Origin of the sequence: Pseudomonas sp. DWP3-1-2 (genome assembly GCF_049896285.1) — a bacterium.
GTDB lineage: Bacteria > Pseudomonadota > Gammaproteobacteria > Pseudomonadales > Pseudomonadaceae > Aquipseudomonas.
The window spans coordinates 282,130-299,329 of the sequence record NZ_JAFCTZ010000001.1; the positions used below are offsets into that span (position 1 = coordinate 282,130).

Consider the following 17,200-nt stretch of genomic DNA (forward strand, 5'->3'; position numbering starts at 1 on the left):
TTTTTGCCTACTGGAACGCCGCCAGTTGCTGCTCGTCCACGAGCAGGCTGATGGTGCGTCGCTCCATCGCAATCAGGCCGCTTTCCAGCAGGCGGCGCAAGATGCGCGAAAAGGTTTCCGGTTGCATTCCCAGCTTTGAGGCCACCAGGCGCTTTGACACTTGCAGGACGATTTGACCGGTAAGGGGATCGCGTTCCTGAAGCAAAAAGCTCGTGACCCGGCGGCCCGCACTGACCTGGGTCAACATGTCGATGTCCCGCAGCCGCAAGTGCAAGTGAACGCTCATGCTGGCCAGAATCGCGAGACACACTTTCGGCTGATCCTCCAGCGCCGCACGGTAATGGCTGCCCTCGATGCTGACCAGTGTGCTGTCTTTCAAAGCGGTAGCGCTCACGGGATAGCGGCGGGCCTGGCTGAATAACAGGGCTTCGGCAAAGGTCTGGCCGGGCTGAATGACTTCCACCAGATTTTCCTGGCCTTCGTCAGTGAGCCGGTACAACTTGATCTGACCGCTGACCAGCAGGAAAAACCGTTTGGCAGGGTCCCCTTGGTGCATGAGCGTGCTGTGGCAGCTCAAGTGCTTGAGCGTGGCCAGGTGGCAGACGTCCTCGAACACGTTCTCGGGCAACTGACTGAACAGATGATGACGGCGCAACGTTAAGACGGTGGAAGGGTGGGTCAGCATGGTGTACCTCCGCTGACGGTCATAGTAGAGCGCCCGGGCAGGATGACCTATGCCTCTGCAGGTCTACCTCCAAGGAGGCATGCCCGTCAGCCCGTGCTGCGCAGGTGCTCCATAGCCCACACTGCGGCCTCGACCCGCGAACGCAAACCGAGTTTGTGCAGCAGGTTTTTGACGTGGACCTTGACCGTGCCTTCGGTGATGCCCAGCTTGTGCCCGATGACTTTGTTGCTGAAGCCGCTGGCGATGGTTTTCAGCACCTGCCGCTCACGCTCGGTCAGTTCCACCACGGCCTGGCGCGGTGGCGAACGCAGTGCCTGGGCCATGACCCGGGTCAGGCCAGGGCTGATCACCAGCGACCCGTTCAAGGCATCGCGGATGTACTGAATCAGCAGTTCGGGCTCCATGTCCTTGAGCAGATAGCCGTCGGCATCCAGGCGCAGCGCGTCGCGAATATCGTCTTCGGCGTCCGATACGGTGAATAGCAACACTTTGCCCTTGTACTGCATGGCCCGTAAGCGGCGCAGGGTTTCAATGCCATTCATTTGCGGCATGTTGTTATCGAGCAAAACCAGATCCGGTTGCAGCGGCTCGATCAGGCTCAGTGCTTCCTGGCCGTTGCTGGCTTCGCCAACGATCCTGAAATCATCTTCGAGTTCGAGCATCTGGCGGATGCCGTGACGCATCATCGGATGGTCGTCTACCAGCAGGATGGTGTGGGGCAGAGACGGGGTCATGTGACACTACCTTCTGTTAGCTGTCCGAGAAACTCCGGCCGGAACTCCAGCTGGACGCGGGTGCCTTGCGGCGCTCTGGAAACGATCTGCAAATGGCCGTGCAAGCTGCGAGCGCGTTCATCCATGATGTTCAGGCCGTGATGTTCGCGCTGATCCACGTTGCCACTGAAGCCTCGCCCGTCATCTTCCACCGAGAGCCGGACGAATTCGCCGTCCTGGCGCAGTTGCAACCAGGCGTTTTGCGCATGAGCGTGGCGCACGCAATTGGAAAGCGCCTCTCGGGTGATTTGCAAAATGTGGATCTGTTCGCTGGCCGAAAGCTGGAAGGCGAGGGCATCCACATGCAGATGCACCTGAAGCTCGCCCCGCCGGGAGAACTCCTCAGCGGTGTCCTTGAGCTCCTGCACCAACCCGGCATCGTTGATCTGCAAGCGAAAAGTGGTCAGCAATTCACGCAGCTGGCGGTAGGCATTGTTCAGGCCCTCGCGCAGTTCGGCGGTGACGGTTGCCAGGGTTTCGACAGGTTCGCCACGGCGTATGAGCGTTTGCATGCGGCTGACTTGCAGCTTCATGTAGGACAGGGCCTGGGCCAGTGAGTCGTGGAGCTCCCTGGCAATGATCGTGCGCTCTTCAAGCAGCAACAGCCGGTGATCCTGTTCCCGCTGGCGCTTGAGGGAAAGCGATGTGCCGATGAGATTGGCCAGGGCCTGAATCAGTTGGGTTTCCCAGGCTTGGGTGGGATGCCCGTCGACAAAGTGAGCCTTGAGCTCGCCCAATTCACTGCCCTGGTTGCTGATACTGAATGTTTGCGGTTTGGCTTCGTGGTGTTTCTGGCAGGTGGCGCAATCGCTGCTGGCGCAGACTTCGCGGATATTCGCGCCATGCAGCACGAGCAACTGCTGGGCGGGTGCTTGCAGCTGGCCTTGCAGACACAACGACAGACGCAGGCCGGGCAGGCGCTGCTGGAAGCGCCTGATCAAGTCATCCAGGCCTTCGGCATTTGCAAGGCGGGTGGCCAGGCGCTGGCTGCTTTGATACAGCAACTCCAGGGCCGCGTTGGCCTGTTGCAGGTTCAGGGTCTTTTGCTGCACCTGGCTTTCCAGCGTGCGATGGGAGTCTTCGATCGTTTCCGCCATGGCATTGAAACTCATGGCCAACTGACCCAGTTCGTCCTGGGATTTGTGATTGACCCGTACTTTGAAGTCCCCGCGCCGAAAGCGCTGGGTCGCGTCCACCAATTCCTTGAGCGGCATGACCACGCCGTACTGCAACTCGTACAAACCGATCAGCAGGACAATCATGGTAGTGAACAAGGCCAGACCCTGGATGATTTGTTGCCAGCCTTGTTTCTGTTCGCTGTGGCGCTGCAACAAGCTGACGAACTGGTTCAGTTGTTCAACGAACGGCTGGGCTTTTTCCTGAAACGCTTGAGCATCGCCGCGCTCCAGTGCCGGACGCAACGTCTCCCCCCATTGTTGCTGGAGTTGCCCGTAACTGATTTGCAGCTCGGTGGTCGGGCCATCCTCCAGCACCGCCTTGAGAGAATGGCTGTCCAGGCGCGCCTGAAGACTGTCGGTGATAGTGGCGATTTCTTCAGCGGGAGCGTTGGCGGCCAGTTTCCAGCTCAGGTGGTAGGTTTCCATTCGCACCGAGCCTGCCGTGTTGATCGCTGCCGCATCCCCTTGGCTGAACCAGGCGATCAATCCGGCACTCAACGAACTGGCGAGGGCGAGGATGGCGATCAGGATCACCGCCAGGGCGGCGCGAGCGGGCAGGGAACTGCGCAACCAGCGAATCATCAGCGCAGGTTCGCGTAAAAAACGGGGAGATTGACCATGGAAAGCATCCAGGTGTGGTTTTGCCGCCGTTCCCGGGCGCGCTACCTCTAAAGAGTTGTCGACGGTTCCCTGTCAGCAAAATCGACGGTGGAAAGCCTTCAGCACCGTATAAACAAAGGGTTGCGAGGTTTTCCTGTGCTACCTCCTAAGAGGTAGACCGCGCAAGCATAGGCCAAGACCCCCTTGGGCTTCGTTGATGTGGGTCAAGTATTTGCGGGGTTTGCCTCTCTAGTCTGCGGCCATCGTTAACTGACTGGAGAGCATTGTGGCCCGACCCCGCGTACAACAAGGCTTGGTGCTGGGCATGAGCACATTGGCGTTCACTGTGTGCTTCATGGTCTGGATGATGTTTGCCGTGCTCGGCGTGCCGATCAAGGAACTGCTCCAGCTCAACGAAACCCAATTCGGCCTGCTGGCCGCCACCCCGGTGTTGACCGGCTCACTGGTGCGTTTGCCCCTGGGTCTGCTGACCGACCGTTTTGGCGGGCGGAGCGTGTTCTTCCTGCTGATGCTGGCCTGCGTCGCGCCGCTGTACCTGATCAGTCACGCCACCGCCTACTGGCAGTTCCTGGTGCTGGGCTTGTTTGTGGGCCTGGCCGGTGGCTCGTTTTCAGTGGGCATTGCCTACGTCGCCAAATGGTTCGACAAGGAGAATCAGGGTTTCGCCATGGGCGTCTTCGGCGCCGGTAACGCGGGCGCGGCGGTGACCAAGTTTCTCGCCCCGGCCCTGATTGCAGCCGGGAGCTGGCAACTGGTGCCCAAGGTGTTCAGCGCGATCCTCTTCATCACTGCGCTGCTGTTCTGGTTTCTGAGCGCCGAAAACAAGGACCATCGCAGTGCCTCCGGCGCCACTTTGCGCGAGCAATTGAGCTCGCTGAAAGACCCGGCCGTATGGCGCTACTGCCAGTACTACTCGATTGTTTTCGGCGGCTACGTCGCCCTCGCGCTGTGGATGACCAAGTACTACGTGCAGGAATACGGCTTCAGCCTGCAAAGCGCCGCGCTGCTGGCGGCCTGCTTTTCCCTGCCCGGCGGCGTGCTGCGCGCTGTGGGGGGCTGGATGTCGGATCGCTGGGGCGCGCAAAGCGTGACCTGGTGGGTGTTGTGGGTCAGCTGGATCTGCCTGTTCCTGCTCTCGTACCCCCAGACCCAACTGCAAGTGCAGACCGTCAACGGCCCGATGGATTTCCACATCGGCCTCAATCCCGTGCTGTTCACCGTGCTGCTGTTCGTCATGGGCATCGCCTTCGCGTTTGGCAAGGCCTCGGTCTTCAAATACATCGCCAATGACTACCCGACAAACATGGGCGCCGTGTCCGGCATCGTCGGCCTCGCCGGTGGCTTGGGTGGTTTTGTGTTGCCCATCCTGTTCGGCGCCCTGGTGGACCTCACCGGCGTGCGCTCTTCCTGCTTCATGTTGATGTACGGCGTGGTCTGGGTCTCCCTGACCTGGATGTACTTCAGCGAAATTCGCAAGCGCCCGGTGCTCGGCAAAAAACCGCCAGCGACTTCGTCCCCGTTTTCCAGCATTGCCCAAGGAGAAGAACATGTCCGTTCTGCAAAAGCCTGACAAAGGCCCGGTCATTCATGACTGGCGCCCCGAGGACCCTGAGTTCTGGGGCAACAGCGGCAAGCAGACCGCTACCCGCAACCTGTGGATCTCCATTCCTGCGCTGCTGCTGGCTTTTGCGGTGTGGATGGTCTGGAGCACGGTCATCGTGCGGTTGAATGCCATCGGCTTCAGCTTCACCACCGACCAACTGTTCTGGCTGGCGGCGTTGCCGGGATTGTCCGGCGCGACGTTGCGCGTCTTCTATTCGTTCATGGTGCCGATCTTCGGTGGTCGGCGCTGGACCGCGCTGAGCACCGCGTCGCTGCTGTTGCCCTCGATCTGGATGGGCTTTGCCGTGCAGGACCCGAGCACCTCGTACAGCGTGTTCGTTCTGATTGCCTTGCTCTGCGGCTTTGGCGGCGGGAATTTTGCCTCCAGCATGTCCAACATCAGCTTCTTTTATCCCAAGTCGCAACAGGGCACAGCCCTTGGCCTTAACGCCGGGCTGGGCAACCTGGGCGTCTCGGTGATGCAGTTCTGTGTGCCGCTGGTGATCACCTTCGGCGTGTTCGGTTTCATGGGCGGTAAACCCCAGGAACTGGCGGACGGTGGTCAATTGTGGCTGCAAAACGCCGGCTTCATCTGGGTGCCGTTCATCGTGCTGGTGACGGTGCTGGCCTGGTTCGGCATGAATGACCTGTCCAGTGCCCGCGCTTCATTCGGCGAGCAGGCGGTGATCTTCAAACGCAAGCACAACTGGTTGATGTGCTGGTTGTACCTGGCGACCTTCGGTTCGTTCATCGGGTTTTCCGCCGCGTTTCCGATGCTGATCAAAACGTCGTTTCCGGATGTCATTGCCCTGAAATTCGCTTTTCTCGGCCCCTTGGTGGGCGCATTGGTACGCCCGTTGGGCGGCTGGATGGCGGACAAGCTCGGCGGTGCGAAAGTGACCTTGTGGAACTTCGTGGCAATGATCGCGATGGTCTTCGGGGTGATGCACTTCCTGCCTCAGAACGGTTCGGGCGGCAACTTCTACGGCTTCCTCGGCATGTTCATGTTGCTGTTCATCACCACGGGCGTGGGCAATGGCTCCACCTTCCGGATGATCCCGGTGATCTTCCGCACCCTGCATGAAAAAGCGTCGGCCGGAAAACCTCCCGCCGTGCGCGAACAGGCGCTCAAGGACGCCGGCAAGGAATCGGCCGCTGTGCTGGGTTTCAGTTCGGCCATGGGCGCCTTCGGTGCGTTCTTCATCCCCAAATCCTTCGGCACTTCCATGGCCCAGACCGGCGGCCCGGAAATGGCCTTCTACATGTTCGTCGGCTTTTATCTGAGCTGCATCGTGGTGACCTGGTGGTGGTACGCCCGCAAAGGCGCGGCAACCCCCTGCTGAACACCACCCGAATCCAACCATTGCGTGGACGGGGCACAGAACCCCGTAGCAAGCCTGAGAGGACTACACCGTGAGTCATTTACTGGATCAATTGCGGTTTTTCAATCGCAAGCAAAACGAGTTTTCCGAAGGTCATGGAGAGACCCGCAAGGAGTCCCGCGACTGGGAAAATGTCTATCGTTCCCGCTGGCAGTACGACAAGATCGTGCGCTCCACCCATGGGGTGAACTGCACCGGGTCCTGCTCGTGGAAAATCTACGTCAAGAACGGCCTGATCACCTGGGAAACCCAGCAGACCGACTACCCGCGCACCCGCAACGATCTGCCCAATCATGAGCCCCGTGGCTGTCCCCGTGGTGCCAGTTACAGCTGGTACATCTACAGCGCCAACCGGCTCAAGTACCCGAAGATTCGCAAGCCGCTGCTCAAGCTGTGGCGCGACGCCCGGCAGACCATGGCGCCGGTTGAGGCCTGGGCCAGCATTGTCGAGGACAAGGTCAAGGCCGAGTCCTACAAAAGCAAGCGTGGCATGGGCGGTTTCATTCGTTCCAACTGGGAAGAAGTCAACGAGATCATCGCGGCTGCCAACGTCTACACCATCAAGCAATACGGCCCCGACCGGATCGTGGGTTTCTCGCCGATCCCGGCCATGTCGATGGTCAGCTACGCGGCGGGTTCGCGTTATCTGTCGCTGATCGGCGGCGCGTGCCTGAGCTTCTATGACTGGTACTGCGACTTGCCACCGGCCTCGCCGATGGTCTGGGGTGAACAGACCGACGTGCCGGAGTCGGCCGACTGGTACAACTCCAACTACATCATTGCCTGGGGCTCCAACGTCCCGCAGACCCGGACCCCGGATGCCCACTTCTTTACCGAAGTTCGCTACAAGGGCACCAAGACCGTGGCGATTACTCCGGATTACTCTGAGGTCGCCAAACTCACCGACCTGTGGCTGAACCCCAAGCAGGGCACCGACGCGGCGCTGGCCCAGGCGTTCAACCATGTGATCTTCAAAGAATTCCACCTGGACAAGCCGAGCGCTTACTTCACCGACTACGCCAAGCGCTTCACCGATCTGCCGGTGCTGGTGCTGCTCAAGCAAATGGTGGACAAGGCGCCGGGTGCCGGTTATCAGCCAGACCGCTTCCTGCGCGCCAGTGACCTGACCGACAACCTCGGCCAGGAAAACAACCCGGAATGGAAAACCATCGCCCTGGATGTCAGCGGTGAACTGGTGTCCCCTCAAGGCTCTATCGGCTATCGCTGGGGCGAGAAGGGCAAGTGGAACATCCTGCCTCGAGAAGGCGGCGAAGGCCGCGAGATCGACCTGAAACTGAGCCTGATCGGTGATGACGTCGCCGAAGTGGCGTTCCCGTATTTTGCCGGTGAATCACACGAGCACTTCCAGCACGTGGCTGGCGATGCGGTGCAATACCGTCGCGTGCCGGTGCATAACGTGGTGCTGGCGGACGGCAGCGTGGCCAAAGTCGCCACGGTGTTTGACCTGTCGGCCGCTAACCTGGCGATTGACCGTGGCCTCGGCGGCGACAACGTTGCCAGGGATTACGACGATGCGTCAGTGCCTGGCACCCCGGCGTGGCAGGAACAGATCACCGGCGTCAGCCGTGAGAAAGCTATCCAGATTGCCCGTGAGTTTGCCGATAACGCCGACAAGACCAAGGGTCGCTCGATGATCATCGTCGGCGCGGCGATGAATCACTGGTACCACATGGACATGAACTACCGCGGGCTGATCAACATGCTCATGCTCTGCGGGTGTGTCGGTCAGACTGGCGGCGGTTGGGCGCACTACGTCGGCCAGGAAAAACTCCGTCCGCAATGCGGCTGGTTGCCTTTGGCGTTCGGCCTGGACTGGAACCGTCCGCCACGTCAGATGAACGGCACCAGCTTCTTCTACGCTCACAGCTCGCAATGGCGCCACGAGAAGATGAGCATGCACGACGTGCTCTCGCCCTTGGCCGATAAATCACAGTTCCCGGAACACGCCCTGGATTACAACATCCGCGCCGAACGCGCTGGTTGGTTGCCCAGCGCGCCACAACTCAACACCAACCCGCTGCACATCTGCCGCGACGCGGCGGCCGCCGGGATGGACCCCAAAGACTACGTGGTCAAGTCGTTGCAGGACGGCTCGCTGCGCTTCTCCTGCGAACAGCCTGACAGCCCGGTCAACTTCCCGCGCAACATGTTCATCTGGCGTTCCAACCTGCTGGGCTCCTCGGGCAAGGGCCACGAGTACATGCTCAAGTACCTGCTCGGCACCAAGAACGGGGTCATGAACGAAGACATCGGTCAGGTCGGCGACTGCAAGCCTGAAGAAGCCGAATGGGTGGACGAGGGGGCTATCGGCAAGCTTGATCTGGTCACCACGCTGGACTTCCGCATGTCCTCGACCTGCGTCTATTCCGACATCGTGTTGCCGACGGCAACCTGGTACGAAAAAGACGACATGAACACCTCGGACATGCACCCGTTCATTCACCCGTTGTCGGCAGCCATCGATCCGGCATGGGAATCGCGTTCCGACTGGGAAATCTACAAAGGCATCGCCAAGGCGTTTTCCAGCATGTCCGAAGGGCATCTTGGGGTTGAAAAGGACCTGGTGACCATCCCGTTGATGCACGACAGCGTCGGCGAACTGGCCCAGCCGTTCGGCGGTACTGACTGGAAAAGCGCCGGTGTGGCACCGGAGCCGGGCAAGAACGCGCCGAATCTGCATGTCGTCGAGCGTGATTATCCAAACATCTACAAGCAGTTCACCTCCCTGGGCCCGATGTTGGAAAAACTCGGCAACGGCGGCAAGGGCATCAACTGGAACACCGAGGCCGAAGTGAAGTTTCTCGGCGAACTCAATCACCACGAAAGGGATGCGGGCATCAGTCAGGGCCGTCCGAAAATCGACACGGCCATTGACGCTGCTGAAGTGATTCTGTCCCTGGCACCGGAAACCAACGGCCAGGTGGCCGTTAAAGCCTGGGCAGCGCTCTCGCAATTCACCGGCATCGACCACAGCCATCTGGCGCTGTCCAAGGCCCACGAGGCGATTCGTTTCCGCGACATTCAGGCGCAGCCGCGCAAGATCATTTCCAGTCCGACCTGGTCAGGCCTTGAAGATGATCACGTCAGTTACAACGCCGGCTACACCAACGTTCACGAAGGGATCCCGTGGCGCACCATCACCGGTCGCCAGCAGTTCTATCAGGATCACCCATGGATGCAGGCGTTTGGCGAGCAATTGATGAGTTATCGCCCGCCCGTCAACACCCGCACCATTGAAGGGGTGAAAGGCAAGCGCAGCAATGGCGAGATCGAAATCGTCCTGAACTGGATCACCCCGCACCAGAAATGGGGCATCCACAGCACCTACAGCGACAACCTGTTGATGCTGACGCTCAGCCGTGGCGGACCGATTGTCTGGCTGTCCGAGAACGATGCGAAACGTGCCGGCATTGAAGACAACGACTGGATCGAGTGTTTCAACGTCAACGGTGCGCTGACCGCCCGGGCGGTGGTCAGCCAGCGCGTCAAGGACGGCATGGTGATGATGTACCACGCCCAGGAGCGGATCGTGAACGTGCCAGGCTCGGAAACCACCAAGACCCGTGGCGGCCACCACAACTCGGTTACCCGGGTCGTGCTCAAACCGACGCACATGATCGGCGGTTATGCGCAGCAGGCTTACGGTTTCAACTATTACGGCACGGTCGGTTGCAACCGCGATGAATTCGTCGTGGTGCGCAAGATGTCCAAAGTCGACTGGCTCGACGGTTCGTCCGGTGATGACCTGCCGCGTCCTCTGCCTACCGATATTGAGGAGAACTGAGATGAAAATTCGCTCACAAATCGGCATGGTGCTGAACCTGGACAAGTGCATCGGTTGCCACACCTGTTCGATCACCTGCAAAAACGTCTGGACCAGCCGTGAAGGCATGGAATACGCCTGGTTCAACAACGTTGAATCCAAACCGGGCATTGGTTACCCGAAAGAATGGGAAAACCAGGAAAAGTGGAAGGGCGGCTGGATCCGCAACGCCAACGGCACGATCAACCCGCGTATCGGTGGCAAATTCCGTGTGTTGGCGAACATTTTCGCCAACCCGGACTTGCCGAGCCTGGATGATTATTACGAACCGTTCGATTTCGACTACCAGCACCTGCACACCGCCCCGTTGGGCGAGCATCAGCCAACGGCCCGTCCGCGTTCGCTGATCACCGGCAAACGCATGGAGAAAATCGAGTGGGGCCCCAACTGGGAGGAAATTCTGGGGACCGAGTTTGCCAAGCGCCGCAAGGACAAGAACTTCGACAAGATTCAGGCGGACATTTACGGCGAATACGAAAACACCTTCATGATGTATTTGCCGCGCCTGTGCGAGCACTGCCTCAACCCGACCTGCGCAGCCGCATGCCCAAGCGGTGCGATCTACAAGCGGGAAGAAGACGGCATTGTTCTGATCGACCAGGAAAAGTGCCGCGGCTGGCGGATGTGCATCAGCGGCTGCCCGTACAAGAAGATTTATTTCAACTGGAAAAGCGGCAAGTCCGAGAAGTGCATCTTCTGCTACCCGCGTATTGAAGCCGGGATGCCGACGGTTTGTGCGGAAACCTGCGTCGGGCGTATCCGTTACCTCGGCGTGCTGCTGTATGACGCCGACCGCATCAGCGAAGTGGCGAGCACCGCCAATGAGCAGGATCTGTACGAGAAGCAGCTGGAAATCTTCCTCGACCCGAACGACCCGGCGGTCATCCGTCAGGCGCTGGAAGACGGGGTGCCGCAGTCGGTGATTGATTCCGCACAACGTTCGCCGGTCTACAAGATGGCCGTGGACTGGAAACTCGCGCTGCCGCTGCACCCGGAATACCGCACCTTGCCGATGGTCTGGTACGTACCGCCGCTGTCGCCGATTCAGAACGCGGCAACCGCTGGCACCGTGGGCATGAACGGGGTGATCCCGGATGTTGACAGCCTGCGGATTCCCCTCAAGTACCTGGCGAATCTGTTGACGGCGGGCGATGAAAAACCCGTCAAGCGTGCGCTGAAGCGCTTGCTGGCCATGCGCGCCTATAAACGCTCCCAGCAAGTGGATGGCGTTCAGGACTTGCAAGTGCTGGCGGATGTGGGCTTGAGCGTGGACCAGGTGGAGGAGATGTATCGCTACCTGGCCATCGCCAACTACGAAGACCGTTTTGTCGTGCCGAGCGCGCACCGGGAAGACGCCATGAGCGACGCGTTTGCTGAACGCTCAGGTTGCGGCTTCAGCTTCGGCAGCGGCTGTAGCGGCAGTTCTGACACCAACATGTTTGGTGCCAAGAAGGCCAACCGTCGCGACATCCTGAAAACCGTCCAGTTGTGGGAGGAGTGAGCATGCAAATTCTCAAAGTGATTTCGCTGTTGCTCGACTACCCGACCGAAACGCTGATCGCCGGCCACGATGAACTGGAGCAAGCGATTATCCAGTCCCGGGAAATCAGCCCCAAGCAGCGCGGTGCGCTGTTCGAGTTGCTGGAGCTGATTTGCGCCAATGACCTGATGGACGGGCAGGAGCACTACGGTGCGCTGTTCGGCCGGGGGCGCTCGCTGTCGCTGTTGCTGTTTGAGCACGTGCACGGCGAATCCCGCGACCGGGGCCAGGCCATGGTGGACATGATGGCGCAATACGAAGCCGCCGGTTTCGCCATTGGCGTCAAAGAGCTACCCGACTATATCCCGCTGTATCTGGAGTTCCTCTCCACCCGTGAAGACATCGAGGCCCGGGAGGGCCTGGCGGATGTGTCGCACTTGCTGGCCTTGCTCGCGGCGCGTCTGGAGGAGCGTGAAAGCGTCTACGCCAGCTGCTTCCGGGCGCTGCTGCAAATTGCCGGGGCCGAACCCCACCAGGCGGTGGCCGACCTGCGTGCACAAGTCGCCGCGGAACCCCGCGACGACTCCCTCGAAGCCCTCGACAAGATCTGGGAAGAGGAGGCCGTGGACTTCCTCCAGGCCGAACAGCAGGACCGTTGCAGTTCGCTGCCAAGCGCACCGGGCAAAGCCCGGGAAGAAAGCGCGGTGCCGCTGCACTGGGTCGATTTTCAGCATGAAGGCCTGGCAGCCGTGCCAGCCAAAGAGGTGGGCAATGTCTAAATGGGATCTGTTGTTTTTCGGGGTATACCCCTATGTGGCGTTGGCCATTTGCCTGATCGGCAGTTGGGCGCGCTTCGATCTGTCGCAGTACACCTGGAAGGCTGGCTCCAGCCAGATGCTCAATCAGCGCGGCATGCGCGTGGCGAGCAACTTCTTCCATATCGGTGTGTTGTTCGTCCTGGCCGGGCACTTCGTCGGCCTGCTCACCCCCGCATCGGTTTACCACCATGTGATCAGCACCGAGAACAAGCAGCTACTGGCGATGGTCTCCGGTGGATTCTTTGGCCTGTTGTGCCTGATTGGCCTGCTGATGCTGGTTAACCGGCGCTTGACCGATCCTCGGGTTCGCGCCACCTCCAGCACTTCGGACATCCTGATTTTGCTGGTGCTGTTAGCGCAATTGGTGCTCGGCCTGCTGACCATCGTGGCGTCCACGTCGCACATGGACGGCTCGGTGATGGTCATGCTCGCCGATTGGGCGCAGAACACCGTGTTGTTGCGGCCGATGGAAGCGGCGGCGTCCATCGCGCCAGTCGGTCTGATTTACAAGCTGCATGTGGTGCTCGGTTTGACCCTGTTCGTGCTGTTTCCCTTTACTCGTCTCGTACACATGGTCAGCGCACCGATCTGGTACCTGGGACGCCGTTATCAAATCGTTCGGCAGAAAGTCTGAGGAGGCAATCATGTCAGGTGGATGTGGATGTGGCGGTGGTAATGGGGGCAGCGGTGGCTGCGGTTCTTCCAAATCAACGCAACCCGAAGGGGTCGACGCGGCGCCAGCGGTGGCCGTGCAGTTTGAAGCACTCCCGCTTGAGGCGGTGGCCGATGATTCTCCGGCGCTGTTGATCGCCAGCAGCGAACAGGAGTGGCCCATCATCAGCGTCAACGAGGTGGTGATCACCCCGCAAGCGATGGCTCAGGAACTGCAATATCACCCGGCCGAAAGCCGCGAGGAGGCGGTGTACGGGGCCGCCCGGGCGTTGGTGATCCGGGAGTTGTTGCAGCAACGCATTGCCGAACTCGGCGTGTCACTGGAGATCGGTGCTGGAGAAAATGAAGAAGAGGCGGCTACACGCTTGCTGCTCGAGCGAGAAGTGCACGTGCCTCAGTGTGACGAGGAGACCAGCCTCAGGTACTACGAAAACAATCGCGGGCGTTTTCACAGCGCGCCGTTGCTGGCGGTGCGGCACATCCTGCTTGAATGCGCACCGGATGACGTCGAGGGCCGCGCCCTGGCCCATGATCAGGCCGAAGTGCTGCTACAGCGGCTGGTGGATTTTCCCGGCAGTTTCGCCGAGCTGGCCTTGCAATATTCGGCGTGCCCCTCGAAGGCGCAAGGCGGTTCGCTGGGGCAAATCAGCAAGGGCCAGACCGTGCCGGAGCTGGAACGTCAGTTGTTCACCCTGGCCCTTGGCGTGGCGAGCAAACCGCTGGAAAGTCGCTACGGCTGGCATGTGATCAGCGTCGATCAACGAATCGAAGGCATGCCGTTGCCTTACGACGTGGTGTCTACCGCCATTCGCACGCAGTTGCAGCAAGGCGTCTGGCAGAAAGCGCTGGTGCAATACCTGCAGACACTGATCGGCGCGGCGGATATTCGCGGCATCCACTTGCAGGGTGCTGATTCACCGCTGGTGCAGTGAACATTGGGCAAATCGGGAGACGTGATGAGTGCTGTGATGCAGGATGGATTTGGACGGCAGATCGATTATCTGCGGATGTCGGTGACCGATCGCTGTGATTTTCGCTGTGTGTACTGCATGGCGAAAAACATGACGTTCCTGCCGCGTCAGCAGGTCCTGACGCTGGAAGAGCTGCAACGCCTGGCCGGTTTGTTTGTCGGCCTGGGCGTACGCAAGATCCGACTCACCGGCGGCGAACCGCTGATTCGTCCCGGCATTGTCGAACTGTGCCGCAACATCGCGGCGCTACCCGGTTTGCGCGAATTGGTGATGACCAGCAACGGCTCGCAATTGGGCCGTTTGGCCCGGCCATTGGCGGAGGCGGGCGTCAAACGGATGAACATCAGCCTCGACAGTCTGGACGGGCAGAAATTTCGTGAGATCACCCGCAACGGCGATCTGGATCAAGTGCTCAACGGCATTGAAGCGGCACGGGGGGCCGGGTTCGAACGGATCAAACTCAATTGCGTGGTGATGAAGGGCCGCAACTTCGATGAAGTCCTGGGACTGGTGCAATACGCCATCGACCAACACATCGACATCAGTTTCATTGAAGAAATGCCTCTGGGTGATGTGGGTCGTTCACGGGGCGAATCCTTTTGTTCCAGTGACGACGTGCGGGCGCTGATCGCCAGTCGATATGGTCTGCTCGACAGCACCGAAAACAGCGGTGGACCGGCGCGCTACGTGCGCCTGGAACGCCATCCCGATACCCGGATCGGTTTTATCTCACCCAACAGCCACAACTTCTGTGGAAGCTGCAACCGGGTGCGGATGACCGTTGAAGGCAAGCTGTTGCTGTGTCTGGGACAGGACGACGCCCTGGATATGCGCAGCTTGCTCCGGCGTTATCCGCTGGACGATCAACCGCTGATCAATGCGGTGCACAAAGCACTGCGCGGTAAGCCGTTGCGCCATGATTTCAATCCGGCAGGCGACGTGCAGATTGTTCGTTTCATGAACATGAGTGGCGGTTGATCCGCCATTTTTCCCGGCCGCCGAGTGCGGCTTTTTTTTTGCCGCCGATTCTTGACGGTGATCAATTGCCGAGCAGGCCTTTGTCCGTAGTCTTACTGCATATTGTGTTTTTAAGTTAATAAATATCTATATGTAGTGTCTGGAGGCCAAATGCAGAGCACGCTGATCTCGAAAGTCTGTAACCGTTTGCACAAGCGCGATGGCGGTGTGGTCGCCTTCGATGCGGACAAAATCCGTCAGGCGCTGATCGCCGCAGGCAAGGCAACCGGGGAATATGCCGAGGTTGAGGCCGAGGGTTTGCTTCATGCCGTGCTGGCCCGGCTGGAAGGCTTGCCCAGCTTGCAGGTCGAACAAATTCAGGATCGCGTGGAAAGGGTGTTGATGGACGCCGGTTTTTTCCTCGCCATGCGGGCCTACATCGTCTATCGCGAACAGCACGGGCGTTTGCGTCGCGACCGCCGAACCCTGGTGGAAGTGGCAACCTCCATGAACGAATACCTGGACCGTGAGGACTGGCGCGTTCAGGCCAACGCCAATCAGGGCTATTCCCTGGGCGGACTGGTCCTGAATGTGTCGGGCAAGGTTACGGCCAATTACTGGTTGGACGAGGTGTACAGCGAGGCCATCGGCCAGGCGCACCGGGAGGCGGATCTGCATGTTCATGATCTGGACATGCTTGCCGGTTACTGCGCGGGCTGGTCGCTGCGGACCCTGCTGCACGAAGGGCTCAACGGAGTGCCGGGGCGCGTCGAAGCCGGGCCGCCTAAACATTTGAGCAGTGCTCTTGGGCAAATGGTGAATTTCCTCGGCACCCTGCAAAACGAATGGGCGGGTGCACAGGCATTCAGCTCGTTCGACACCTACCTGGCGCCCTATGTGCGTAAGGACAGCCTGAGTTATCCCGAGGTGCGTCAGGCGATCCAGGAGTTTATCTACAACCTCAACGTACCCTCGCGCTGGGGCACGCAGACGCCTTTCACCAACCTGACGTTCGACTGGGTGTGTCCCGAGGATTTGCGGGAACAGATACCGGTCATCGGGGGTGAGGAAATGCCCTTTGCCTACGGCGACCTTCAAGCCGAAATGGATGTGCTCAACCGCGCCTACATTGAAGTGATGCAAGCCGGTGACGCCAAAGGCCGCGTGTTCACCTTTCCAATACCGACCTACAACATCACCCACGACTTTGTATGGGACAGTGAAAACGCTGACCGGCTGTTCGAAATGACGGCACGTTACGGTCTGCCGTATTTCCAGAATTTTCTCAATTCGGATATGCAGCCCAATCAGGTGCGTTCAATGTGCTGCCGCTTGCAGCTGGACGTGCGCGAGTTGCTCAAGCGTGGTGGCGGCCTGTTCGGCTCGGCGGAACAGACCGGATCGCTGGGCGTGGTGACCCTCAATTGCGCACGCCTGGGTTATGTATTCAAGGGCGACACCGGCGGTTTGCTCAAGCGTCTGGACACGTTGATGGAACTGGCGATGGAAAGCCTGGAGACCAAGCGCAAAGTCATCCAGCACCACATGGACGCCGGTTTGTACCCTTACACGAAGCGGTACCTGGGCACCTTGCGCAATCATTTCTCCACCATCGGGCTCAATGGCCTGCATGAAATGCTGCGCAATTTCACCGACGACAAGGAGGGCATGCACACTCAGTACGGCCGCCAGTTTGCCCTGAATGTTCTGGACCACGTGCGCGCCACGTTGCTGCGTTTTCAGGAAGAGACCGGCCATCTCTACAATCTGGAAGCGACCCCGGCCGAAGGCACCACGTATCGCTTCGCCAAGGAAGACCTCAAGCGCTACCCCGACATTCTGCAGGCCGGCAGCACCCAGGCACCGTACTACACCAACTCCTCGCAGTTGCCTGTGGGTTACACCGACGACCCTTTCGAAGCCCTGGAGCTTCAGGACGAACTGCAATGCAAATACACCGGTGGCACGGTCCTGCATTTGTATATGGCCGAGCGAATTTCCTCCACCGAGGCGTGTAAACAGCTGGTGCGCAAGGCCCTTGGGCGCTTTCGCCTGCCTTACCTGACCGTGACCCCGACGTTCTCCATCTGCCCGGTGCATGGCTACCTGGATGGCGAACATGAGTTTTGCCCAAAATGCGACGAGGTTTTGCTGATGCAAGAACGGAAAGTCAGCGCCGTCCATTGATTTCGATTCACTCAACCGTAAGGAGCTTCA

The 17,200-nt window shown here is 59.6% G+C and carries 12 protein-coding genes; 9 read left to right on the forward strand and 3 right to left on the reverse strand.

All coding sequences use genetic code 11. The annotated features are described in order from the left end of the window. Window positions 1-7: 7 nt before the first annotated feature. From ACP7B0_RS01365 to ACP7B0_RS01375, 3 genes are all read right to left on the reverse strand, one after another. Entirely contained in the window at window positions 8-685 is a 678-nt protein-coding gene (locus tag ACP7B0_RS01365) for a Crp/Fnr family transcriptional regulator (RefSeq protein ID WP_426139128.1), read from the reverse strand. Between the two features lie 86 nt (window positions 686-771). Beyond that, window positions 772-1,419 (reverse strand): two-component system response regulator NarL, encoded by a 648-nt coding sequence (gene narL, locus ACP7B0_RS01370; protein WP_426139129.1) that lies wholly within the window; start codon window positions 1,417-1,419, stop codon window positions 772-774. Further along, window positions 1,416-3,218, reverse strand: a complete 1,803-nt coding sequence (locus tag ACP7B0_RS01375; RefSeq protein ID WP_426139130.1) for a HAMP domain-containing protein — start codon at window positions 3,216-3,218, stop codon at window positions 1,416-1,418. Before ACP7B0_RS01375 ends, narL begins: the two co-directional genes overlap by 4 nt. 304 nt (window positions 3,219-3,522) lie before the next feature. On the opposite strand from ACP7B0_RS01375, the gene ACP7B0_RS01380 reads away from it, so the two are divergent. The 9 genes from ACP7B0_RS01380 to ACP7B0_RS01420 all read left to right on the forward strand — a co-directional run bounded on the left by ACP7B0_RS01380 (window position 3,523) and on the right by ACP7B0_RS01420 (window position 17,170). Next, window positions 3,523-4,827 carry an MFS transporter gene (locus ACP7B0_RS01380; protein WP_426139131.1) on the forward strand — a complete coding sequence of 435 codons (1,305 nt, stop codon included), beginning with the start codon at window positions 3,523-3,525 and terminating at the stop codon, window positions 4,825-4,827. Continuing rightward, window positions 4,805-6,202 (forward strand): NarK family nitrate/nitrite MFS transporter, encoded by a 1,398-nt coding sequence (locus tag ACP7B0_RS01385; protein ID WP_426139132.1) that lies wholly within the window; start codon window positions 4,805-4,807, stop codon window positions 6,200-6,202. The genes ACP7B0_RS01380 and ACP7B0_RS01385 overlap by 23 nt, the downstream gene beginning before the upstream one ends. A gap of 70 nt (window positions 6,203-6,272) precedes the next feature. Next, window positions 6,273-10,046, forward strand: a complete 3,774-nt coding sequence (locus ACP7B0_RS01390; protein ID WP_426139133.1) for a nitrate reductase subunit alpha — start codon at window positions 6,273-6,275, stop codon at window positions 10,044-10,046. 1 nt (window position 10,047) lies between these two features. After that, window positions 10,048-11,586 carry a nitrate reductase subunit beta gene (gene narH / locus ACP7B0_RS01395; RefSeq protein ID WP_426139134.1) on the forward strand — a complete coding sequence of 513 codons (1,539 nt, stop codon included), beginning with the start codon at window positions 10,048-10,050 and terminating at the stop codon, window positions 11,584-11,586. 2 nt (window positions 11,587-11,588) lie between these two features. Beyond that, a complete protein-coding gene (gene narJ, locus ACP7B0_RS01400) occupies window positions 11,589-12,344 on the forward strand; it encodes a nitrate reductase molybdenum cofactor assembly chaperone (protein ID WP_426139135.1) in 756 nt (251 codons plus the stop codon). Beyond that, complete coding sequence (gene narI / locus ACP7B0_RS01405; protein ID WP_426139136.1) at window positions 12,337-13,017, forward strand: respiratory nitrate reductase subunit gamma; 681 nt, start codon at window positions 12,337-12,339, stop codon at window positions 13,015-13,017. Before narJ ends, narI begins: the two co-directional genes overlap by 8 nt. A 10-nt stretch (window positions 13,018-13,027) precedes the next feature. After that, window positions 13,028-13,987: a peptidylprolyl isomerase gene (locus tag ACP7B0_RS01410; protein WP_426139137.1), complete on the forward strand. Its 960-nt coding sequence runs from the start codon at window positions 13,028-13,030 to the stop codon at window positions 13,985-13,987. Window positions 13,988-14,011: 24 nt separating this feature from the next. Further along, window positions 14,012-15,004 carry a GTP 3',8-cyclase MoaA gene (gene moaA, locus ACP7B0_RS01415; RefSeq protein ID WP_426139138.1) on the forward strand — a complete coding sequence of 331 codons (993 nt, stop codon included), beginning with the start codon at window positions 14,012-14,014 and terminating at the stop codon, window positions 15,002-15,004. Window positions 15,005-15,154: 150 nt separating this feature from the next. Continuing rightward, on the forward strand, window positions 15,155-17,170 hold the full coding sequence (locus ACP7B0_RS01420) for a ribonucleoside triphosphate reductase (protein ID WP_426139139.1): 2,016 nt from the start codon (window positions 15,155-15,157) through the stop codon (window positions 17,168-17,170). Window positions 17,171-17,200 lie beyond the last annotated feature (30 nt).

Bases quoted from the DNA above. Each gene is read 5' to 3' on its own strand.
- ACP7B0_RS01365 (WP_426139128.1), bottom strand. From the start codon at position 685: ATGCTGACCCACCCTTCCACCGTCTTAACGTTGCGCCGTCATCATCTG.
- narL (WP_426139129.1), bottom strand. From the start codon at position 1,419: ATGACCCCGTCTCTGCCCCACACCATCCTGCTGGTAGACGACCATCCG.
- ACP7B0_RS01375 (WP_426139130.1), bottom strand. From the start codon at position 3,218: ATGATTCGCTGGTTGCGCAGTTCCCTGCCCGCTCGCGCCGCCCTGGCG.
- ACP7B0_RS01385 (WP_426139132.1), top strand. From the start codon at position 4,805: ATGTCCGTTCTGCAAAAGCCTGACAAAGGCCCGGTCATTCATGACTGG.
- narH (WP_426139134.1), top strand. From the start codon at position 10,048: ATGAAAATTCGCTCACAAATCGGCATGGTGCTGAACCTGGACAAGTGC.
- narJ (WP_426139135.1), top strand. From the start codon at position 11,589: ATGCAAATTCTCAAAGTGATTTCGCTGTTGCTCGACTACCCGACCGAA.
- narI (WP_426139136.1), top strand. From the start codon at position 12,337: ATGTCTAAATGGGATCTGTTGTTTTTCGGGGTATACCCCTATGTGGCG.
- ACP7B0_RS01410 (WP_426139137.1), top strand. From the start codon at position 13,028: ATGTCAGGTGGATGTGGATGTGGCGGTGGTAATGGGGGCAGCGGTGGC.
- moaA (WP_426139138.1), top strand. From the start codon at position 14,012: ATGAGTGCTGTGATGCAGGATGGATTTGGACGGCAGATCGATTATCTG.
- ACP7B0_RS01420 (WP_426139139.1), top strand. From the start codon at position 15,155: ATGCAGAGCACGCTGATCTCGAAAGTCTGTAACCGTTTGCACAAGCGC.